The following is a 20,433-nucleotide window of genomic DNA, read 5'->3' as shown; positions in this document are numbered from 1 at the left end:
CGTATTACCTTTCACTTGCCAGATGGTGACGGTTTAACACGATGGCCTCTGCCATCGCTTCGACGGCGGACTCCGTCAGGTACTTCGAGGTGGGAACGCTGAGGATCCTGGGCGCCAGCGCGATGGCCTTCTTGGGCCGGGCGTCGGAGAACAGTCCACTCGGTGCGTTCCGCCGAAAGAGACCGTAATCGAGGTACGTCTTCTTCCAGACCGTCCGTGCGAGCACGTTGCGGGAGGCGAGTGCGGCGCAGAAGTCCCTGGCATCGGACTCACTCAGCGCTTCGAACAGAGTGTGCGAACCGGCATCCCCCTCCGGCATGTCACTGTCGAGGACGGGTACGTCGCTGCCGATGGCCTCCCGCAGATGAACACGGTGGCGGCGCTGACGTGCCAGGGTGTCCTCCAACGCATTCGCCTGGTCCATGACGAGGGCCGCCTGCATCTCGGTCATGCGCAGGTTGTCGCCGACGATCGCGCGCTCGTCGTCCCAGTCGGGGAGCCCACCTTCGTGCCGTACCGCGCCGAGATCGGCCATGCGATAGACGCGCTCGACCACCTCGGCGCGGCCAGCCACCAGGCCGCCCTCACCGGACGCGATCTGCTTGGACTGCTGAAAGCTGGTCACCGCGATGTCGGCAAGCTGTCCCGCCAGGCCGTCCGAGGACCGGGCGCCCAGTCCCTGGCAGGCGTCCTCGATCAAGGGCACGCCCAGTTGGTCACAGAGCGCGCGTATCCGCCCCACGGGCACGGCGTGACCCTGCACATGGACGATCATCACAGCTGCGACGGGACCGCCGGGTGACTCCAGGACCGCTGTGTCAGCGGTGAGGGCCGTGTCCATGTCCAGCGGTACGGGCACGGCGCCGACTGCGGCAATGGCCATGGCACAGGCGATGAAGGAGTACGCGCTGACCAGCACTCGGTCACCCGGCCCGACCCCGACCGCGCGGAGCGCCAACCGCAGTCCCACGGTGCCGTTGGCCACCGCCACCGCCGCTTCCTTGTACAGGTAGGTGGCGAGATAGCGCTCGATGAGCGTGTTCGCCGACTCGCGGTCCCCCTCGACGTAGCGGAAGAGCTGACCGTCGTTCAGTACGGAACGGAAGTGTGTGAGGGAGTCGGGATCCTCGCGCGACAGGTCGAAGAACTGATGGGGGTTGATCGTCGTCATAGCGGGCTCATCCAATCTTCACAAGGAGAGGTTCCGTGGACCTGTGGCCGCCGCGCACGATGCGCTTGCCACTCGTCCGGAACATGGGCAGCGAGGACGGCGGCAGCGTGTGCATCGGCTGTACGGAGCCGAAGGCCGCCTTGATCAGCTCGACGTGGTCGCCCGTGGCCGAGGGGCGCGGGTAGAGCGGCATCCGGGTCCAGCCCGCAGTGGAGTGGTCCGGCAGGGGTGGCAGGCGGAAGTGCGCGGACAGAGAGCTGCTCGTGAAGCGCGCGACGGCCTCCATGCGCTGCGCCAGCCGCAGATCGGCACGGTCCAGGGCCTGCGGCAGCAGGTCGAACAGAGGGGCCGGGAACCGAGCCGGTGAGGGAGGACGAGGCAGGTGGCGGTCGGTGTTGTTGCCGCGCGAGACCGTGCCTTCCACCTTCTCGGCCGGGCCCAGGAGAGCACCGCCCGCGCCCAGCGAGACGGGTTTGGACGGGCCGAACGAGATGACCGCGAAGGCCCCGGTGGCGCCGGCCGGGACCCCCCGCACGGAAGAGCCCCAGGTTTGTGCCACGTCTTCGATCACCGTGACGTCCGGCGGCACCGCGTCCACAATGCCCCGCACGTCGCACGGCAGCCCGTACTGGTGCGCTGCGACGACGGCGCGGGTACGGTCCGTGCAGGCCGCGGACACGTCGCCGGAGCTGAGGGTCAGTTCCTCTCCCACCCCCACGAACACCGGTACCGCGCCTACGCGCACGACGGCGGCGGCGATCGAGTGGCAACCGACATCGGGTACCACCACCTCGTCGCCGGGACCCGCTCCCAGTACGTCGAGGGCGACTTCGAGTGCCGCCGAACCGGATGCGGTGAACTCGGCCGCTGGTTGCCCGAGCCGGCGCAGCAGCCCCGCGACTGCCGCACCGGCGGCATGGTCAGCCGAAAGCATGTCTCAGCCCCCTGCCCTGGTCATGCGTCCGGGTCACGCCCGCGTCGAAGGCCAAGCGCTCCTCGGCCCGGCGAGCGCCCAGTTGCGGGTCGCCGTACCAGAGGTCCACCCGCGCGGGACGATCGCTGTGGATCAGGTCCTTGAGCGCGTCCGGGCTGCCGTGCAGGTCCACCGTGCAAATGCCGCGGCCGGCCCATTCTCTCCGCAATCCCTCGGTCAGCAGGTACAGGCCGGGCGAGTAGCGCCGGTAGGACTCGTCGTAGGACCACTTCAGGCACATCACTCGATCCTTGATCCGTGCGTCCATCCGGAAGGCGACCGGCCGGCCGTGATCCTTCAGGAAGGACACCGTCACCGTGCCGGTCTCGACGAGCCGGCGGTAGAGCTCGCCCTGGCCCGCTCGCATGCGCATGCTCTGCCCCCGCTCGGCCTTCCACGAGCGGTCGTCCACCCGCAGAACGTCCTCGGCCGCCCGTGCCCCCCACCGACCGAAGCACAGGGTCAGCCCGTCGCGCTCGACCAAGCGGCGTTTGCGGGTCAGTTGAGACGTGCCACGGCTCAGGGCGCGCTGCCACAGGTCCTCGCCGTCGAGGGACCAGTCGACCAGGGAGTTGGGCGGGCGTTCCCAAACGGCGAACCCGTCGTAGGCCCGGACTCCGGCACAGGAGGCGTCCACCAACGGGAGATACACCGCGAGACCTGTGAAACGGTGGACGTCCGACACCAGATCGGCCAGTAGGTCCAGGCGGACAGTGTCCGCCAGAAGTGGCTGGTCGTCGCACATGGCGGTGCACACGGCTCCGTCGCGGGTGAAAGCCGCGACCGCGCCTTCCGTCAGGACCACGACCACGCGCCGGCCGGAGGCGGCCACCGCCCGCGTGTAAGCGGGAGACTGCTGAATACGGGTGCCGAATTGCTCGTACCTCTCCTCCCAGCGCCGCTGCTGTTCATCGGTCAGCTCCTCCCACCCACCTATCCAGGTGCCTGGCCCACCCTCGCCGTGCGGTCGCGCGTGAACGGTTCGGTGCTGCGAGGAGCCGATGTGGGGGAAGGGCCCCGGCGGCGGGCCGAGGGCTGTCATCCGAACTCCTCCGCAACGTCGGGCCGTCCGCCCGCCCGACGCCACCGCAGGTGCGGATAGGCGCAGGCCCGGGCTCCGAAGCCGGTCATGAAATGGTCGATGCTGGGGATCACGCTTCCTTCGAAGTCGAACGTGCTGATCCCCGGATCCCTAACCGCAGCCTCGACGGCCGCGTCCACCAGCAGGCTGGGCACGCCGCGGGCTCCCTCGCGGTCGAACCAGGAGTGCATCAGCACCGCCGCGTCGTCACATTCCAGGACGAACACCTGACCCCGGCAGACACCGCCCTGATCGAGCGCCGCGAGGCAGAGGCAAGGATGGTCACGGCTGAGCCTCAAGCCGGCCCGCCGTCGCTCGGCGACGGCCGCGTCCGACTGTCCGACGATGGCCCGGGAGAAGTCGAAGTCCTCCGGGGGCACTCCGGCGACGCTGTGCCGCCGCGCCGCCGCGCGTATGTGATTGCGTGCCGTGGGCACGTACGACTGCCGAGGTTCCTTGGCCCCGTCCAGGGCAAGCAGGCGCGTGTGCCGGCACCTCACCTCGGCGCCCAGCTCGGCCAGTGCGGCAACCTCGCTGAACCGCGGGTCCATCGGCAGGTCGATCGAGTACACCCGCTCCATAACTGCTGCGGCCATCGAGACGACCGTGCGATGCCGGTCGACGGGGTGCAGGGCCGGGTCGGTCCACGGCGAGACGTACGGCAGGAGCCGATACGCCCGGCGCGCGGCCGGACCGCCGTCGTCTTCGTCCAGCGGACAGACCCACACGCCTGCCGTGCTGCTACGCCGGGTGCGGCACACGATGTTGAGCGTGCGTCCGTAGACCTCCGCCGCTGAAGGCGAGTTCCACACATGGACGGGGAGCGTTCGTACGATCTCGGCCAGCTCTTCGCGAGAGACGGTATCGCTGTACATCTTCACCTTTCCGAGCAGGCCGGCCGACGCTTGGCACCGGCCGACAGCGGGCTCCGAAACGATGGCGTCGTCTACATCCCGTCCAACAAGGCGAACGCCTCCTGAAGGCTTGTGGGTACCTCGCCCGTCGTCGATGCCATGTCCCGGGCCATCCGGAGTTCGGACGTGGTCCGCTCGCGCATCACCGGCGGTGCGCCCTGCCCGGTGACGATCGCCTCGTCGAGCTCGGAGTAGTGGTTCAGCGCCCAGCTCGATCCGGTCGACGACGTCAGCGCCTGCAGCAGCACGTCGTGATCCAGGCCCAGTTCCCGCCCGGTTCTGATCGCCTGGAGCGCGGCGTGCCGGTTGCTGTAGAGCAGCCAGTTGTTGCAGAGCTTCACGGTCATCCCGGCACCGGTCGGCCCGGTGTGCACGACGTTGTCGGAGTACAACTCCAGAGTCGGCCGCGCGGCCGCGACCTCGGCCTCCTCGCCACCGACGAACAGGGACAGCGATCCCTCGCGGACCGGGCCACCGCGGCGACTCAGCGCGGCGTCGAGCAGAGTATGGCCGTACGTTCCGCTCACGCGCTCGCGTAACTGCCGCACGGTGTCGGGGGTGAGCGTGGTGTGCAACACCACGAGGGAGCGCGGCGGAGCGGACGCGCACAATCCACTGTTGGCGAAGAGTAGCGCCTCGACGTCCTGGAGCCGCTTCACGACCACGAGATGCGTGGACGCTGCGCGGGCGGCCTCCTCGACCGTTGTGTGCCGGTGGTAGTTCGGCGCCTTCAGACCCACTTCGGCGACCGGGTCGTAGGCGTGCAGTACTGCTTCGCGCCCCAACAGGCACCGCGCGATGTCCGCGCCCATTTCACCGAGGCCGTACAAGGCTATGTCTGACACGGGACGTTCCTTTCATCGGTTTCGTACAGTTGCCCGAGGGGTTGTCAGCTTTCCGGAGCGGGGCTCGCAGTCCGCACCCTGGCCAGGAGGAGAAACAGTCCCGCGCCCACACCGAGCGTCAGGATCGTGCCGACGTAGACAGCCGTGACGGGCAGGTGCAGCAGGAGAAACGCCACGACGAGTGAACCGATCAGCTGAGCCGGTCCCTGCACCGCGCCGAACAGGGCGAATGCCTGGGCGGAGCCGACCGGTCGCCAACGGTCCTGGACCTCGCTCTGCAGAGCGGCGTCACCGCCGCTGAGCAGTCCGACCACCGCGTAGAGGCCGATGGCCAGCACCGCGTGGCCGGCGCTGAGCCCGAACAGCGCCTGGACACAGAAGCCCATGATGACGATGTGCGGTGCCCGGCGACGCGCCCACCGTCCGACTGCTCCTCCGGAGGCCAACACACCACTGACCATCGCCGTGAGGGCGAAACAGGCGTTCGCCGTGCCCGCGATCCACGATCGGTCCGGTGCCCCCTCGGTCAGGAGGGGAACGAACATACTGAACGCCAGTGTGTGGGTCAGTTCCATCAGGAGCAGCGAGGCGGTGAACAGACCCAGGAGGCGCGGGGAGAACACGTTGCGCCAGGCACCGGAATCCGCCTGCGGCGATGCGGTGGCCCGGAGGCCGACCTCCGCAGCCTCGCCGGAAGACTCACCGTGCTTCGCGACCTTGCGGACAGTGGCCCGGTTGACCAGCACGAACACCACGAACTGCAGCCCGATACCGAACGCGTACGACAGAGCACAGATCACGAGGGACGCGGCGATTCCGACTGTCGAGGCCAAGGCGCCCCCGAGGGCCCACCCGACCACGACCGACGCCTGGGTGGAGACGGAGAGCATCGCGTTGAGCCAGGTCAGTTGTTCCAGCCCGACCGCCTGGTCGGCGACCCAGCCCCGCATGGCCGGCAGGTAGAAGGCTCCGAACGAGGAAAACAGGAACATGCCCACATAGATGTGCCAAGCCTGGAGTCCGCCGCCGCGCACCAGCAGATACAGCACCAGCGCGACTGTGAATGCACCGACGTCCGAGAGCAGCATGACCCACCGGTGGTCCAGCAGCCGGTTGACGCTGCGAACCCACCGGACGAGGAGCAGTGCCGGAAGGGCGCCGGCCGCGACGACCAGCGGAACGCTCGCGGGAGACCCGGTGACGTCGAGCGCGAGCAGGGAGAGCAGGAGGAGCAGCAGTGCTGAGGTGCTCTGGCTCTGCAAGGTCGATACGACGACCGTGGCGACCTCGCGTCGTTCCGACGGTTCGAAGTCCTTCCAGATCTCGGACCGTGTCCGCACCTCCGTGGACGTCTCGACCATTCGCTCCTTGCCTCCGTCGCCCCATGCCGATGCCATCTCCCTTTCATATCTCCAGTCGTGTCGCGCGAATGCTCCGCAGCGTGGCTTTGGCTGAAAGGGAGGGCGGGAGGGAGCGGCGGTTTGGCTGATGTTCCACTGCGGCTTTCAGTTCGACGAACTGTGACGACATGCGCGAATGCCTTCAAGAGGCGGGCCGCATCAATAGAAGTGCGATGACGCGATGTACGGGTGAGTTCAGGCCACGGCACGCAGACCGCACGGCGGCAGGGCGTGGATGACACGACGTGCTCCGGGGTGAACGACGGATCGGGCCTGCGCGTATGCCGGATGGAATTTTAAAGTTGTCCGACTGGCGAGAATTAAGCGCCGGGTGATCCATCTCCTTCCTGTACTGCCGGAAGAAGGGCTACGGCGATGATGTGGTTCTGCCTGTGCGGAGACCCAGGACCAAGCATCAGTCGGAAGGTACAGTTTTACGCCATCCCTGAGAACCAGCCCGCTCGGACTCCGGGGACAACGCCTCACGCCGATACTTGGCGGGCCGGTCAACCAGCGCCACGGCCACTCGTCTCATCCGGGAAAACCGGTACCCGGTGCATGGCCGGTTGAGCACGGGGCCGTTGGTGTTGTTGTTGACCTGCTCGCATAAATGGGATTGGCTTTCGCCCCGACGTCGGCGGTCGGCGATCCGGTTGTCCGTCTGCGATTTCGGTTCGGCCGGCCCTGGGAGGTTGCGCGGTGAAACCGGGCGAGTGGGAAGCCCTGCTGTACGACTGGCACAACGATCACCGGCTGAACCGTCAGAAACGTGATGTCTCGTACTGGCTCGACCTCATCAGCCCGAACGAGCGGGTCGTGGTCCTCGGTGCCGGTACCGGCCGGGTGGCCGAGCCCCTCGCCAACCGGTCCCGACACCAAGTGACCGCGGTGGACCTGAGCGAGGAACGGCTGGCACGCATGCCCCAGTCACCGGGGCTCTTCCCGGTCTGCGGAGACATGCGTCGCCTGCCCCTGCGCGGGCACCACGATGCCGCTGTCATGCCCTACTCGACGCTGCAGTTGCTGCTGTCGGCCGAGGATCGCCAACGGGCCCTTGAGGAGACCGCCCGCGTTCTCGCTCCGGGTGGGCACGTCTACATCGATGTCAGTCAAAACTTCGAGACACGGGCGGAGCACGACTGGCACCTCTGTCTCGCGGAGCTGTGCGCGGAGACCGGAGACGTGAGAGTGGAGGAGTGGGAGCGCAACTGTCTGATGTTCGATCACGTGGTAATCGACAAGGTTTTTCGTTCTGGAAGCGAGATCCTCACTCAGGTGAGCGAGCGGTGGGTTTACCATCGCGTGCTTGATCTGGAAGGCACATTGGATCGAGCTGGTTTCGACCTCGCGCGGGTTGATCGAGGCTATGGCGACGAGCTATCCCCCCACCGGCTCATCTACCACGGACGTCGCAGAGGTTGACCCTCTGAGGTCGACCGGCAAACGAGGGAGGAGGCGTCGCGGCCGTCTTCGTCGTCGACGTCGAGCCTGTTGCCCCAGGCGACCGTCTCGTCGACCTTACCGACAGGGCGGGGCCGGCGTCAGTGGCGGAATCCCCCCCTTTCCTGTCGAGCGTTGGTAAATATCTCTCCGTGCAATAAATCGTCATGGACGTCTGCGCGCATCCAGGGAGCGGAATTCCCGAGCTGATCCTTTAGGTGGATAGGTGTGATTCTTAAATACTCTCGCTGAGCCGGGCAAACGGATCGCTGTGTTTTTGTGGGTGTTCGAGGGCCATATTTCGACTGACTGATGGGCGAGTTTGCGTATCGTGCGTGGCTTCCCGTCGCCGATGCGGTGGTTGAATTCGGACCGGAAGGCCGGCCGTGTTCCGGAACAGAGGACCGACGTCTCCACGGTGGAGGTGGATGCGCGCGTACGACACCGCTGCCGAGGCCTGCGTCGCCGGCCCGTGGGAAGGGCATGATGTTCGACACGGAAGATGTGGGCGTGTTCCTGGGCCTGGACGTCGGCAAGAGTGCCCATCACGGGCACGGGCTGACCCGGCCGGGAAGAAGGTCTTCGACAAGCAGCTGCCCAACAGCGAGCCGAAGTTGCGGGCCGTCTTCGACAAGCCGACCGCGAAGTTCGGCACCGCCCTGGTGATCGTGGACCAGCCCGCCTCCATCGGCGCCCTGCCACTGGCCGTCGCCCGGGACGCGGGCTGCCAGGTCGCCTACCTGCCCGGTCTGGCGATGCGCCGGATCGCCGACCTCTACCCGGGCGAGGCCAAGACCGACGCCAAGGACGCCACCGTGATCGCGGACGCCGCCCGCACCCTGCCCCACACCTTGCGCTCGCTGGAACTGACCGACGAGATCACCGCCGAACTCACGGTCCTCGTCGGCTTCGACCAGGACCTCGCCGCGGAGGCCACCCGCACCAGCAACCGGATACGCGGCCTGCTCACCCAGTTCCACCCCAGCCTGGAACGCGTCCTCGGCCCCCGCCTGGACCACCAGGCCGTCACCTGGCTCCTGGAACGCCACGGCTCCCCGGCCGCACTGCGCAAAGCCGGCCGCCGCAGACTCGTCGAACTGATCCTGCCGAAGGCGCCGCGCATGGCCCAGCGGCTGATCGACGACGCCTTCGACGCGCTCGACGAGCAGACCGTCGTCGTCCCCGGGGACCGGCACCCTCGACATCGTCATCCCCACCCTGGCCGCATCCCTGGGCACCGTCCACGAACAGCGCCGGGCCCTGGAAACCCAGATCAGCACCCTGCTGGAGGCGCACCCTCTTTCCCCGGTCCTGACGTCGATGCCCGGCGTCGGCGTCAGGACCGCCGCAGTCCTGCTGACCACCGTCGGCGACGGCACCAGCTTCCCCACCGCCGCCCACCTCGCCTCCTACGCCGGCCCCGCACCCACCACGAAGTCGTCCGGCACATCGATCCACGGCGAACACGCACCCCGAGGCGGAAACCGGCAGCTCAAACGCGCCATGTTCCTCTCCGCCTTCGCCTGCATGAACGCCGACCCCGCCTCCCGCACCTACTACGGCAAACAACGAGCCCGCGGCAAAACCCACACCCAAGCCCTCCTCCGCCTCGCCCGCCAACGCATCAGCGTCCTGTTCGCCATGCTCCGCGACGGAACCTTCTACGAGCCCCGGACACCGAAGGACGTCGAACTCGCCGCATGACCCCAGCAACACCGAACCACCCCAAACCCGACAGGGATGCTTGACGGAAGACATGGAGGCACCCCTCGTGCATGTCAGGCGCTGTGGTTACTCAGCGCAGCGACTGCGCTGAGTAACCACATCTCGACCGGCGTTCGGTGCGGCGGTGAAACCGCCGCACCGAACGCGAGAAACGGGTCCGGCCTTGCCGGAACGGCAAGAGGAATAGTGCATTCCCCCAGCTCTCCGCACGGTGTGCCGTATGAGCGAGAAACTGGATTCTGGCGTTTTCGACGTGCCCGTGATCAGCGGGGGTGTGGCCGGCCTGTCCGGGGCACTGGCCCTGTCGCGTGCCCGGCGTTCGGTGCTCGTGCTGGATGCGGGAGAGCCCCGTAACGCCCCCGCCGCCGCAGCCCACGGCCTGCTGTCACGCGACGGGTCGCGCCCCTGGAGCTGATGCGCGCCGGGCGCGTCGAAGTCTCCCTGTACGGGGGACAGATACTCCCCGACCGCGCCACGAACGCGCTGCGCGTGGACGGAGACTTCGTCGTCAGCACGGAAGGTGGCAAGACGTTCCGGTCCCGGCGGGCTGCTGGTGACCACGGGCGTGGTGGACGAACTTCCTCAGGTGCCTGGGCTGCGTGAGCGGTGGGGAAGGGACGTGCTGCACTGCCCGTACTGCCACGGCTGGGAGGTGCGTGACACGCCGATCGGCGTGCTCGGCACGAGTGCCGCTTCTGGGCGGCGGGGAACGCGGCCGATGTGATGGCAGGTCTCGCGCAGGCCCAGGCCGGCGGCGTGACGGCGGCAGCGGCGATCAACGGCGACCTCGTCAACGCTGACGCGGACGAAGCGGTCGCCCGCCGCCGCGTGGCCCCGTCCGCAGCGGCCTTCAGCGCCGAGAGCGAGGCGCAGGTGTGCGAGCGCGTTCTGGGCGAGCGTCGGCACGGCCTCGACACTCTGCTGCCGGACGCGGAGTGACGACGGGGGCCTTCAGGCAGGGCGCGCCTTGAGGTGGGCCCGTTCGCCTTACTTGCCGAAGATGACCAGGAGTTCGACCGACTGATCGTCGGCTGTGCCCAGCCAGTGCGGCACACGCGTGTCGAATTCCGCCACCTCACCTGGCGCCAGGGTCAAGGAGCGCTCGCCGAGCAACAGGCGCAGTCAGCCGTCCAGCACGTAGATCCACTCGTAACCCTCGTGGATGTTCAGCTCGGGTTCTCCGGTGGAGGGGGTGATGACGAGTTTGTGCGCGTGCAGCCCGCCGGGCCGACGGCTGAGCGGCACGTACGTCAGGCCGCCGCGGGTGACGGGACGCAGGTGTACGCGCGGGTCACCGGTCTCCGGCGCCCCCACCAGCTCGTCCAGGGGAACCCGGTAGGCGTAAGCCAGGGGCAGCAGCAGTCCAGGTTCGCCTTGCGCCTTGCGGCTGCCGCTCTCCAGCCGGGACAGCGTGCTCTCGGAGATTCATGTGGTCTGCGAGAGGGCGGCCAGTGTGATGCCGTGCTGCTGGCGCAGTGCCCGCAGCCGCGGTCCGATGGCGGTCAGGACACGATCGAGGTTGCTCATGCCGCACATCTTGCTGAAGCGGCATGGGGGTTTGCGACTTCAGCATGCCGTGTCCCACTCTCCGAGCGACGCAAAGGCACCTGCCGCTGCCCCATCTTTTCGCTCACTGCCCAGGAGAGCCTCCAATGACCAGCCTCACCCGCCGCCCCCGCACGGCACCCGATCCTGCCGCGTCGGATCCGCACCGGTGGATGACACTGACCATGGCGTCCGTCGCGACACTGATGGTCGTCCTCAACGTGTCGATCGTGAATATCGCCCTGCCTCGGGCCCGGGGCGATCTCGGCATGAGTGACACCGGCAGACAGTGGACTCGACTGCGTAACCTGGCACGATCCCGAAAGGCTCTGAAAGACTCATCCGCGCAGGTAAGAGGCAATGAAGGCCACATCGCTGCAGGTCAGCGCCGCCAAGTGGACAACTTCAAGAAGATCTCCGCGTGGGCGGCCATCCTGTTCGCCCCGACGCTGGTCGGCACGATCTGCGGGATGAACTTCGACCTGATGCCGGAGCTGCACCGGCGGCTCGGCTATCCGTTCGCGATCGGGCTGATGGCGGTGGTCTGCGGCGGCCTGTACCTCGTCTTCAAACGGCGGGACTGGCTCTGAGCGGACGGCGCCGGAAAGCGCCGAGGCGCCGACGCGGGCCACCCCCGCGCCGGTCACGCCAGCGGGCTTCGCCGCCCGAGGCTGAAGAGCGGGTCAGGAACGCCTGCCGCGCGTACCGGCGTTCGGGCCCCGCCACCGGTCACGGACCCGGTCGGCAAGGGAGCGTCCGGTCCCCGTCCGACGCTCCCTCCTCGCGCCGGATACGGACCTGGACCGTACGGTGTCGATCCAACCGCCCCTGGTACGGGCCGACTTGGACATGAATGGCTTCGACAGCGGTGTCCTGGGTGCTGCGGCCCCGGACGGGTCCCGCTCCGAGCGGCGCCGGCCGGGCCGCGGAAGGTCGTTCCCGCCCACCGGTTCGGTCCGGGCGCGAGGCCGTCGACGGGCCTCGTCGTCGCCGTCCACCATCACGTGGTAGCGGTGACTGATCCGACGGCCCAGCAGCAGATATCCCAGCAGCGCACCGGCCGTGTTGAGGATCACGTCGTCGACGTCGAAGGCCCGGCCCGTCACCAGCGCGCCCTGCACCAGCTCGATCAGCACCATGACCAGTGCGGTCAGGAGAGCCATGCGGACCATCCGCATCCTGCGCGGCACGAGGATCGGCAGCAGCAGGCCGAAGGGGACGCCCAGCAGCAGATTTCCGCCCGCCTGTTTGCACGCGGCGAGGAAGGTGTACTCCTCGGCGTACTGCCGCAGCGAACGCCCCGGCCGCAGATTGGACCTGACCAGATCCTCGGACGCCGGGGACGGCGTCAGGGTCACTTTCGCCAGGAGGAGGGAGAAGGCCACAAGAGCCGTGACGACGACCAGCAGGACAAGTACACGTAACACGACTCGGCGCCCGGTCCGGCGCCGCTCACCACGATCCGCCTCGGCTGTCATTCCGGACAGATGCCCCGGGCTTCCTCCACCACACCCGTTCCGGGACCGGGCTTCCCGAAAGGCGAAGGCGACCTCTCACGCGAGGCGTCAACGGGTGATCGCCCGTCAGTAGGTGGTCACCAGGGGCTTCGTCTCGTCGACGACGTAGGTGGACAGCATCATCGTGGTCACCGTCCCCACGTTGAGGGCGTTGTGGATGGCACCGGCCGGAATGAAGAAGGGGTCTCCGGTACGCAGCCGCAGGGCGGGTCCGTCATCGAATTCCATCAGCACGTCACCGCGCACGATGTATCCGACCTCGACCCCGGGATGACTGTGCCGCCCCGATTCCTTGCCGCGGGGGATGCGAACGAGGGTCTGGACGGTCTCCCAGCCCTTGGTCGGCGAAGGATGCCGCTGAAGTTCCGTACGGGTGACACCGGCGGTCGGGCCGGTCGGATCGATCGGCCCTCGGTGGTCATGAGCACCACCGGACGCATGACCGGCGGCCTCGGCGGCCGAGGGCTTGAGGGCGCTCGCACCGAGAACAGTGACCGCGACTGCGCCACTGGAGCGCATCAGAGCGCGACGGTTCATCATCGTCCATCCCTTGTTCGGTCGGCAGGGAACACCTGGGACATGGGCACCGGAGGACCACCCTGCGGGGCGCGGCCGGTGGCCTTCCGGCGGGAACAGCAAGAACAGCGGGACCAGCCGGAACGCTCGTCCTACCTCGTCGGCAAAATAGCCGTTCCGCCGCAGGTCACCACGGAAGAAGGCCCGGCCCCACTCGAACGGCCCCGTCGCGTCCCGCCGACTCGCGCCCCCATCGGCGCAACGCACGGCCGGACTCCGGCCGCTGAACGCGCCCTATCGGAACTCACGGCCGACACACGTCACCTGCTTGACCGGTGACGACCCCCGTGCGACAGTCATCGCGCACGCACCTCTCGGCCCGGCGCACACGAACCCCCGGCCCGGCTCTCCTGACACACGGGCCGACACACCGTCACGCCGACGCACACCTACGCACGCACACACGGACGCACGGACATGGCGACACACCTGGACACCGGCACACACGGAGGGCTTCACATGATCAACAGGCGTACCTTCAGCAAGGCACTGGGGCTGGGCACAGGTGCGGCCGCGACGTCATTGGCCGGACTGCAGGGCATCCCGACCGCCTCGGCCACCCCGCGGACCGGGACGCGGACACCGGTCGCGCCCACGGTCCGTCCCGGCACGCACACCTCGTTCCCCTCCCTGAAGCGGGTCAGGGCCGGACTGCTCGACATCGGCTACGCCGAGGCGGGCCCCGCCCGCGGCCCCGTCGTCATCTGTCTGCACGGATGGCCCTACGACATCCACAGCTTCGTCGATGTCGCCCCTCTGCTGGCGGCGCGGGGCTATCGCGTGATCGTCCCCTACCTGCGCGGCCACGGGACGACCCGCTTCCTGTCCCCCCGGACGTTCCGCAACGCCCAGCAGTCGGCGGTCGCCCTCGACATCGTCGCCCTGATGGACACCCTCAGGATCGAGCGCGCCGTTCTCGCCGGCTTCGACTGGGGTTCGCGTACCGCCGACATCATCGCGGCCCTCCGGCCGGAGCGCTGCACGGCACTCGTGTCGGTCGGCGGGTACCTCGTCACGAACCTGGAGGCCAACCTCCAGCCGTTGGCCCCACAGGCCGAACACGCCTGGTGGTACCAGTACTACTTCGCCACGGAGCGGGGCCGTCTCGCCATGGAGGACACGGTGAAGCGCCACGACCTGGCCCGACTCGTCTGGGACACCGTCTCGCCGACGTGGAACTTCGACGACGCCACCTTCGAGCGCACGGCCAGGGCCTTCGAGAACCCCGACCACGCCGACATCGTGATCCACAACTACCGCTGGCGGCTGGGCCTCGCCGACGGGGAGCGCCACTACGACCACCTGGAGAGGCGACTCGCCGCGCGGCCGGTGATCGAGGTCCCCACCATCACCCTCGACGCGGACCGCGACCCCTTCACCGCGCCCGGCGACGGCTCGTCGTACCGGGACAGGTTCACGGGCCCTTACGAGCACCGCACCCTGAGGGGCATCGGGCACAACCTGCCGCAGGAGGCGCCCACGGCCTTCGCCCAAGCCGTCGTCGACGTGGACCACTTCTGATCCGCCGAAGGCGGAGCGCAGCCAACAGGAAACAGGGAGCGGAAGGCCGGTCGACCGCGCGGCGACATCACCCGCCAGAAATCACCTCCTTGACAGGTGACGTCTGGAATGTGAGCCTTGATGTCATCCAGCGGTAGGCGCGATCGGCCACCGATCGAGCGGAGGTCGACCATGGAGGACCGGGCCACGACGGACGCCACCGCGGCGGTGCGTCACGCACGCTTCGGCAAGCTGCCCGAGCGCGTCCGTTACGAGGAAATGATCGAGGAGAGACCGGCCTCGCCGAAGGGTGATCCGGTGAGGGACGCGTACAACCCCAAGGGTCATGGTCGTCCTACTCCTGTCTGGCCGCCGACCTGGGACTCTGAGGACTGCCAGACCCGCCGGAACCGGGCGCCGAGGCAGCGGCTCCTGCTAGGATCGACGAGAGGTTCATTCTCTATCGAGGAGTGCGAGACATGGCGGGTGACGACGACATCTCCGGGTGATACCCGGATGTGATCGGCCACCAGCAGGTGCGTGGAAGCACTGCTGTCGTGGCCGTTTGGTCGTCCCCTTTTCCGTCATGCCTGCCTAGGGCAGTGGTGTTTTTTCCCTGCCCTCATACTCCACGAGGTCGTCCCATGTCCGACGCCGTCATCGTCTGCTCGAACCTGTCCTTCTCCTGGCCCGACGACACACCTGTCTTCCACGAACTGTCCTTCGTCCTGGGCGGCGGCCGTACGGGGCTGGTCGCGCCCAACGGCTCCGGCAAGAGCACCCTGCTCAAACTGATCGCGGGCGAGCTGCGTCCCGGCGCAGGCTCGCTGTCCGTGGGCGGCACGCTCGGCCACCTCCCGCAGAGCCTCCCCCTGACCGGGGACCTGACGGTGGCCGAGGTCCTCGGCGTCGCCGCTGTGATCCGGGCCCTGGACGCCGTCGAGTCCGGGGACGTGAGCGAGGAGCACTTCGCGACCATCGGTGACGACTGGGACGTCGAGGAACGCACCCGCGCCCAGCTGGACCGGCTCGGCCTGACCGGGCTCGACCTCGACCGGAGTCTCGGCACGCTCAGTGGCGGCCAGGTGGTCTCGCTCGGCCTGGCGGCCCAGTTGCTGAAGCGACCCGATGTACTGCTGCTCGACGAGCCGACCAACAACCTCGACCTCGACGCACGCCACAAGCTCTACGAGGTCCTGGAGGACTGGAAGGGCTGTCTGCTGCTGGTCAGCCACGACCGGGCGCTGCTCGACCGCATGGAGTGCATCGCCGAGCTCGACCGCGGCGAACTGCGCTTCTACGGGGGCAACTTCACGGAGTACGAGGAGGCCGTGCGGGCCGAACGGGAGGTCGCCGAGAAGAACGTCCGCAACGCCGAACAGGAGCTGAAGCGGGAGAAGCGGGAGATGCAGCAGGCCCGTGAGCGGGCCGAGCGGCGCGCGAGCAACGCGGCCCGCAACCTCAAGAGCGCCGGCCTGCCGCGCATCTTCGCCGGGAACATGAAGCGGGGCGCCCAGGAGTCCGCCGGACGGGCGGGGCAGATGCACGCCTCCCGGGTCGGCGAGGCCAGGTCCCGCCTGGACGAGGCCGGCCGGGCGCTGCGCGAGGAGCAGCGGATCACCCTGGATCTGCCGGACACCGGCGTCCCCGCCGGGCGCACCCTCTTCCTGGGCGAGCGGATGCAGGTCCGTCACGGCGCACAGGCCCAGTTCGCCGGTGCCGGCGCAGATCTGACGATCCGGGGGCCCGAACGCATCGCGTTGACCGGTCCCAACGGGTCGGGGAAGACCACGCTGTTGCGTCTGATCAACGGCGATCTGGAGCTGGACGGCGGCCGGATCAGGCGGGCCGACGGACGCATCGCCTATCTTTCGCAGCGGCTGGACGTGCTGGACCCGGGCCGGACGGTGGCCGAGAACTTCACCGCGTTCGCCCCGCACAGGCCGGAGGCGGAGCGGATGAACCTGCTCGCGCGTTTCCTCTTCCGCGGTGCCCGTGCCCATCTCCCCGTGGAGGTGCTGTCGGGTGGCGAACGCCTGCGGGCCACCCTGGCGTGTGTCCTGTGCGCCGAGCCGGCCCCCCAGTTGCTGCTTCTGGACGAACCGACCAACAACCTCGACCTCGTCAGTGCCGGCCAGTTGGAGAGCGCGCTGGGCTCCTACCAGGGGGCGTTCGTCGTGGTCAGCCACGACGAACGCTTCCTCACCCGGATCGGCGTCGACCGGTGGCTACGGCTGGCGGGCGGTGCGCTGGCGGAGGCAAGGGCACCCCAGGTGTGACTCCCCGGCGTGTCGACCGGGCCCGCGTCCGAGGTGTGTCACCCGGCGGGCCGAGGACCAATCAGTTGGGCTCACCACCATGCCTCAGCCGGCCCTGATCGCACATGACGTCGTCCGCACCCTCGGGAACAGGCGGGTGTTCGACGGCGTCTCCCTCACCGCGTCCCCCGGCCACCGCATCGGGCTGATCGGGGAGAACGGCGTCGGCAAGTCGACGCTGCTGCGCCTGCTCGCCGGTACGGAGGAACCCGACGCCGGCAGCGTCACACGGCCGCCCGGTCTCGGCTTCCTCCACCAGGAGATGCCGTACGACGCCACGTCGACGATCACCGACGTACTGGACGACGCCCTGCGCGAGGCCCGCGCCTGCCTCGCGGAACTCGAACGTCTCACGGAGCGGCTGGCCCGCACCCCGGAGGACTCCCCCGGCTACGCCGAACTGCTCGACTCGTACGGCCGACGGCTCGAAGAGGCCCAGGAGCAGGAGGTGTGGGACGCCGACCGGCGCGCCACGATCGTGCTGGCAGGGCTCGGCCTCGGCCCGGTCCGGCACGACCGGACACTCGGCTCCCTCTCCGGCGGGCAGCGTGGCCGTCTGGCACTGGCGGCGCTCCTGGTGCGGCGTCCCTCGGCACTGCTGCTGGACGAGCCGACCAACCATCTCGACGACGCCGCCGCCGTGTTCCTGGAGGAACAGGTGCGCGGCCTGCCCGGAGTGATCGTGGTGGCCAGCCACGACCGGGCCTTCCTCGACGCCGTCTGCACGGATCTGATCGATCTCGATCCGGCCGTGGGCGGGCCGGTGCGGTACGGCGGCGGCTACAGCTCCTGTCTGGAGCGGAAACGCGCCGAGCGGCAGCGCTGGGAGCGGCGGTACGCCGAGGAACAGGAGGAGTTGGAGGAGCTGCGCCGCTCGGCCGGTGTGACCGCTCGGCTCGTCGCCCCGGACCGCGGACCGCGCGACACCGAGAAGATGGGCTACGGCCGTCGCGCGGGCCGGGTGCAGAACCAGATCTCACGACGGGTGCGCAACGCCACCCGTCGGCTCGAAGAGCTGGAGCGCGACCGGATCGGTGAACCGCCGCGGCCGTTGCGGTTCCGGGGCGGTGCGCCGGCCGAGGAGTCGGCGGAGGGCGTCCTCGTCTCCTTGCGCGGCGTCCGCGTGCCGGGCCGGCTCCTCCTCGACCGCCTCGACGTGTCGGCGACCGAACGCCTGCTGGTCACGGGCGACAACGGATCGGGAAAGTCCACACTTCTGGCCGTGCTCGCCGGGGACCTCGTGGCCGAGGGGGAGGTACGGCGGCGGCCGGGGCTGACCGTGGGGGTACTGGCCCAGGACACCGTGTTCGACCGGCCGGAGCGCACAGCACGTGACACCTATGCCCTCTCACTCGGCGCCGCGCGGGCGGAGGAGGTTCCGCTGGGTTCGCTGGGCCTCCTGCACGAGGCGGACGAGGACCTGCCGGTCGGGCGCCTGTCGGTGGGCCAGCGCCGCAGGCTCGCGCTGGCACTCCTGGTGGCACGGCCGCCGGAACTGCTGCTGCTCGACGAGCCCACGAACCACCTGTCCCCCCGACTGTGCGACGAGCTGGAGGCCGCTCTGGGCACCGGCCCCGGCGCGATCGTCGTCGCCAGCCACGACCGCTGGCTGCGAAGGCGCTGGCAGGGCCGCGAGATCCGGCTCGGCGCCGCCGAGTGTGAGCGCGGTGGCGGCTCGCCGGACGGCTGGCCTTCGCGCGACCCACACCAGGGAAGCGGTGACGGTTTCAACAGGTGACGAATCTTGCGGAGGCATTGGTCACCTGCCAGGATGGTGATCGTGAACCTGAACCATGTCTTCGTGTGCGGCAACCCGGCCCTCGACTTCGCGGCCACGCTGCGGGCGCGCCGGTCGGCGCGGTTCGAGATGTTCGCGACGCCGGACCGGCTGGAGGCGTGGTACCTGGAGTCCGGCGTCGTCGATGCCGTCTCACCCGCCCAGCAGGAGGATGTCGACCGCGCGACGACCGTACGGGAGGCCGTCTACCGGCTGGTCACGGCCCGGCGTCTCGGCGAGGAGTACGGCGACGACGCGCTGGCGGTGCTGAACGACGCGGCCCGCAGGCCGACGGCGGCGCCGCAGCTCACCCCGTCCGGGCGCTGGACGACGGCGACGCCGGAAGAGGCCCTGGCCGCTGTGGCACGGCAGGCCGTCGAACTCCTGAGCGGGCCGGACATGCCGCTGCTCAAGGAGTGCGGCAACCCCGAGTGCACACGCGTCTACATCGACCGCTCGCGGGGCATGCGGCGGCAGTGGTGCGGCATGGAGTCCTGCGGGAACAAGATCAAGGCGGCGGCCTACCGCGCCCGTAAGAGGAGTGCCCCCGCCGCGACAGCACACTGACGCGGCACGGGCCCGCTCACATCGGCGGCCTTCCACTCCTTCGCCGGACGAACACAAGGACGAGGGGACGGGGAACAAGACCGACACCCCGCCCGCCGAGGTGACTCCCGGGAGAAACACGTATGGGTCGGCCCTCGCCACCCGGCGGGTGACACGGTGTCGGCCCTTTGCGCGCGCGGCGCTTGCCTGATCACCGCACCGGCCACGGCATACCAGCTGTTCCGCGGAGCCCCACGGAACAGGGCGAGTCCCACTCCGGAGGGGCGCCATCAGCGCCGAGCACGGCCGCCCCGCGCTTCTTCCCCTCAGGCGCGGCCCAACGGGCTGGGTAGCATGCGCAACGTCATCCATCTACCAGGGAGTGCATGGTCGTGCCCAGTCAACCAACCGCCACCACGCTCCGGTCGCGGTACGTCGAACAAGCCGCGTCGGATCTGGCGGAAAATCGCCGACAGCAGCAGCAACTGACCGAGAAGATCGAGTTGTTGCGGCAGGAGGAGACACTCCTGTCGGACATCCTGATCCTCGCCGAACGTTTCGAGGGCTCCCCGGACACCGCGCACATTCCGCGGCAGGCCCAGAACGAGTCCGCCGCCGCGCCCGGTGGGGCAACCCCCCGGCGCAAGGCCCGTGTCAAGGTTTCCGGCCCGCGCTCCAAGAAGAGCACCACGAAGGCCGGTACGAAGACAGGCGCGAAGACCGGTGCGCAGGGGAAGCCGAGCCATCCCCTGCTGGGACACATCTTCATGGACCTGCTCGCGGAGCACAACGAACCGCGGCTCGCGAAGGAACTGCGCGAGGAACTGCTGGAGAAGCATCCTGACCGGCGCCCGACACCGCAGGTCGTACGCAACACGCTGGAAGCACTCGTAGCCAAGGGCAACATCCAGCGGCACAAGCAGCAGAGGTCGGTGATGTACTCGGTCGTCGAGCCGGACGCTCCGACGCCGGCCCCGGCGCCCGGCACACCAGAGCCCGGCACACCGGAGCCCGGCACACCGGAGGACAGCGACTGACACCCGGCCCTCGGCATGGGCGGACGCACCCCCGACCGGACCGGCCTCACCCGCTCGGGCGAGATGAA

The 20,433-nt window shown here is 68.9% G+C and carries 16 protein-coding genes and 3 pseudogenes; 10 read left to right on the top strand and 9 right to left on the bottom strand.

The genetic code is table 11. From position 1 onward, the window contains the following. Positions 1 to 4 precede the first annotated feature (4 nt). From PZB75_RS26515 to PZB75_RS26490, 6 genes are all read right to left on the bottom strand, one after another. A complete protein-coding gene (locus PZB75_RS26515; RefSeq protein ID WP_275537806.1) occupies positions 5 to 1,171 on the bottom strand; it encodes an aminotransferase class I/II-fold pyridoxal phosphate-dependent enzyme in 1,167 nt (388 codons plus the stop codon). 7 nt (positions 1,172 to 1,178) lie between these two features. After that, positions 1,179 to 2,105: a DegT/DnrJ/EryC1/StrS family aminotransferase gene (locus PZB75_RS26510; protein WP_275537805.1), complete on the bottom strand. Its 927-nt coding sequence runs from the start codon at positions 2,103 to 2,105 to the stop codon at positions 1,179 to 1,181. Then, on the bottom strand, positions 2,092 to 3,186 hold the full coding sequence (locus PZB75_RS26505) for a GNAT family N-acetyltransferase (RefSeq protein ID WP_275537804.1): 1,095 nt from the start codon (positions 3,184 to 3,186) through the stop codon (positions 2,092 to 2,094). Before PZB75_RS26505 ends, PZB75_RS26510 begins: the two co-directional genes overlap by 14 nt. Then, complete coding sequence (locus PZB75_RS26500; RefSeq protein WP_275537803.1) at positions 3,183 to 4,100, bottom strand: hypothetical protein; 918 nt, start codon at positions 4,098 to 4,100, stop codon at positions 3,183 to 3,185. Before PZB75_RS26500 ends, PZB75_RS26505 begins: the two co-directional genes overlap by 4 nt. Positions 4,101 to 4,171: 71 nt before the next feature. Then, complete coding sequence (locus tag PZB75_RS26495) at positions 4,172 to 4,984, bottom strand: NAD(P)-dependent oxidoreductase (RefSeq protein ID WP_275537802.1); 813 nt, start codon at positions 4,982 to 4,984, stop codon at positions 4,172 to 4,174. A gap of 44 nt (positions 4,985 to 5,028) precedes the next feature. After that, positions 5,029 to 6,381 carry an MFS transporter gene (locus tag PZB75_RS26490; protein WP_275537801.1) on the bottom strand — a complete coding sequence of 451 codons (1,353 nt, stop codon included), beginning with the start codon at positions 6,379 to 6,381 and terminating at the stop codon, positions 5,029 to 5,031. A gap of 702 nt (positions 6,382 to 7,083) precedes the next feature. On the opposite strand from PZB75_RS26490, the gene PZB75_RS26485 reads away from it, so the two are divergent. The 4 genes and pseudogenes from PZB75_RS26485 (at position 7,084) to PZB75_RS32100 (ending at position 10,488) form a co-directional block, all read left to right on the top strand. Then, entirely contained in the window at positions 7,084 to 7,806 is a 723-nt protein-coding gene (locus PZB75_RS26485) for a class I SAM-dependent methyltransferase (protein ID WP_275537800.1), read from the top strand. A gap of 504 nt (positions 7,807 to 8,310) precedes the next feature. Next, positions 8,311 to 9,528, top strand: a pseudogene (locus PZB75_RS26480) (IS110 family transposase). A gap of 241 nt (positions 9,529 to 9,769) precedes the next feature. After that, a pseudogene (locus PZB75_RS32105) lies at positions 9,770 to 10,234 on the top strand (NAD(P)/FAD-dependent oxidoreductase); the annotation flags it as partial. A gap of 38 nt (positions 10,235 to 10,272) precedes the next feature. Then, the gene (locus tag PZB75_RS32100; RefSeq protein WP_343286261.1) at positions 10,273 to 10,488 is read left to right on the top strand and encodes a hypothetical protein; all 216 of its coding nucleotides are present in this window, start codon (positions 10,273 to 10,275) and stop codon (positions 10,486 to 10,488) included. Positions 10,489 to 10,536: 48 nt separating this feature from the next. On the opposite strand, the pseudogene PZB75_RS26470 reads toward PZB75_RS32100, so the two are convergent. Next, positions 10,537 to 11,076 (bottom strand): annotated as a pseudogene (locus PZB75_RS26470) (cupin domain-containing protein). A 23-nt stretch (positions 11,077 to 11,099) separates the two neighbouring features. Between PZB75_RS26470 and PZB75_RS32095 the strand changes: the two are divergent. Further along, positions 11,100 to 11,684 carry a CorA family divalent cation transporter gene (locus PZB75_RS32095; RefSeq protein WP_343286260.1) on the top strand — a complete coding sequence of 195 codons (585 nt, stop codon included), beginning with the start codon at positions 11,100 to 11,102 and terminating at the stop codon, positions 11,682 to 11,684. A gap of 93 nt (positions 11,685 to 11,777) precedes the next feature. Here the strand turns inward: PZB75_RS32095 and PZB75_RS26460 are convergent, their stop codons facing one another. Together PZB75_RS26460 and PZB75_RS26455 are read right to left on the bottom strand one after the other, a co-directional pair. Beyond that, a complete protein-coding gene (locus tag PZB75_RS26460; protein WP_275537799.1) occupies positions 11,778 to 12,572 on the bottom strand; it encodes a VanZ family protein in 795 nt (264 codons plus the stop codon). Between the two features lie 105 nt (positions 12,573 to 12,677). Beyond that, positions 12,678 to 13,148, bottom strand: coding sequence for a cupin domain-containing protein (locus PZB75_RS26455; protein ID WP_275537798.1), 471 nt, complete (start codon positions 13,146 to 13,148; stop codon positions 12,678 to 12,680). Between the two features lie 498 nt (positions 13,149 to 13,646). On the opposite strand from PZB75_RS26455, the gene PZB75_RS26450 reads away from it, so the two are divergent. From PZB75_RS26450 to PZB75_RS26425, 5 genes are all read left to right on the top strand, one after another. Continuing rightward, positions 13,647 to 14,708 (top strand): alpha/beta hydrolase, encoded by a 1,062-nt coding sequence (locus PZB75_RS26450; protein WP_275537797.1) that lies wholly within the window; start codon positions 13,647 to 13,649, stop codon positions 14,706 to 14,708. 623 nt (positions 14,709 to 15,331) lie between these two features. Continuing rightward, the gene (gene abc-f / locus PZB75_RS26440; protein WP_275537796.1) at positions 15,332 to 16,966 is read left to right on the top strand and encodes a ribosomal protection-like ABC-F family protein; all 1,635 of its coding nucleotides are present in this window, start codon (positions 15,332 to 15,334) and stop codon (positions 16,964 to 16,966) included. Between the two features lie 79 nt (positions 16,967 to 17,045). Continuing rightward, positions 17,046 to 18,743 (top strand): ABC-F family ATP-binding cassette domain-containing protein, encoded by a 1,698-nt coding sequence (locus PZB75_RS26435; protein ID WP_275537795.1) that lies wholly within the window; start codon positions 17,046 to 17,048, stop codon positions 18,741 to 18,743. A 42-nt stretch (positions 18,744 to 18,785) separates the two neighbouring features. After that, positions 18,786 to 19,349, top strand: coding sequence for a CGNR zinc finger domain-containing protein (locus PZB75_RS26430; RefSeq protein ID WP_275537794.1), 564 nt, complete (start codon positions 18,786 to 18,788; stop codon positions 19,347 to 19,349). A 365-nt stretch (positions 19,350 to 19,714) separates the two neighbouring features. After that, a complete protein-coding gene (locus PZB75_RS26425) occupies positions 19,715 to 20,365 on the top strand; it encodes a hypothetical protein (RefSeq protein ID WP_275537793.1) in 651 nt (216 codons plus the stop codon). The last annotated feature ends 68 nt before the right edge of the window (positions 20,366 to 20,433 follow it).

The organism is Streptomyces sp. AM 4-1-1 (assembly GCF_029167625.1).
GTDB lineage: Bacteria > Actinomycetota > Actinomycetes > Streptomycetales > Streptomycetaceae > Streptomyces.
The sequence above is the reverse complement of the archived record's forward strand: the minus strand, read 5'-3'. Positions and strand labels throughout refer to the sequence as shown.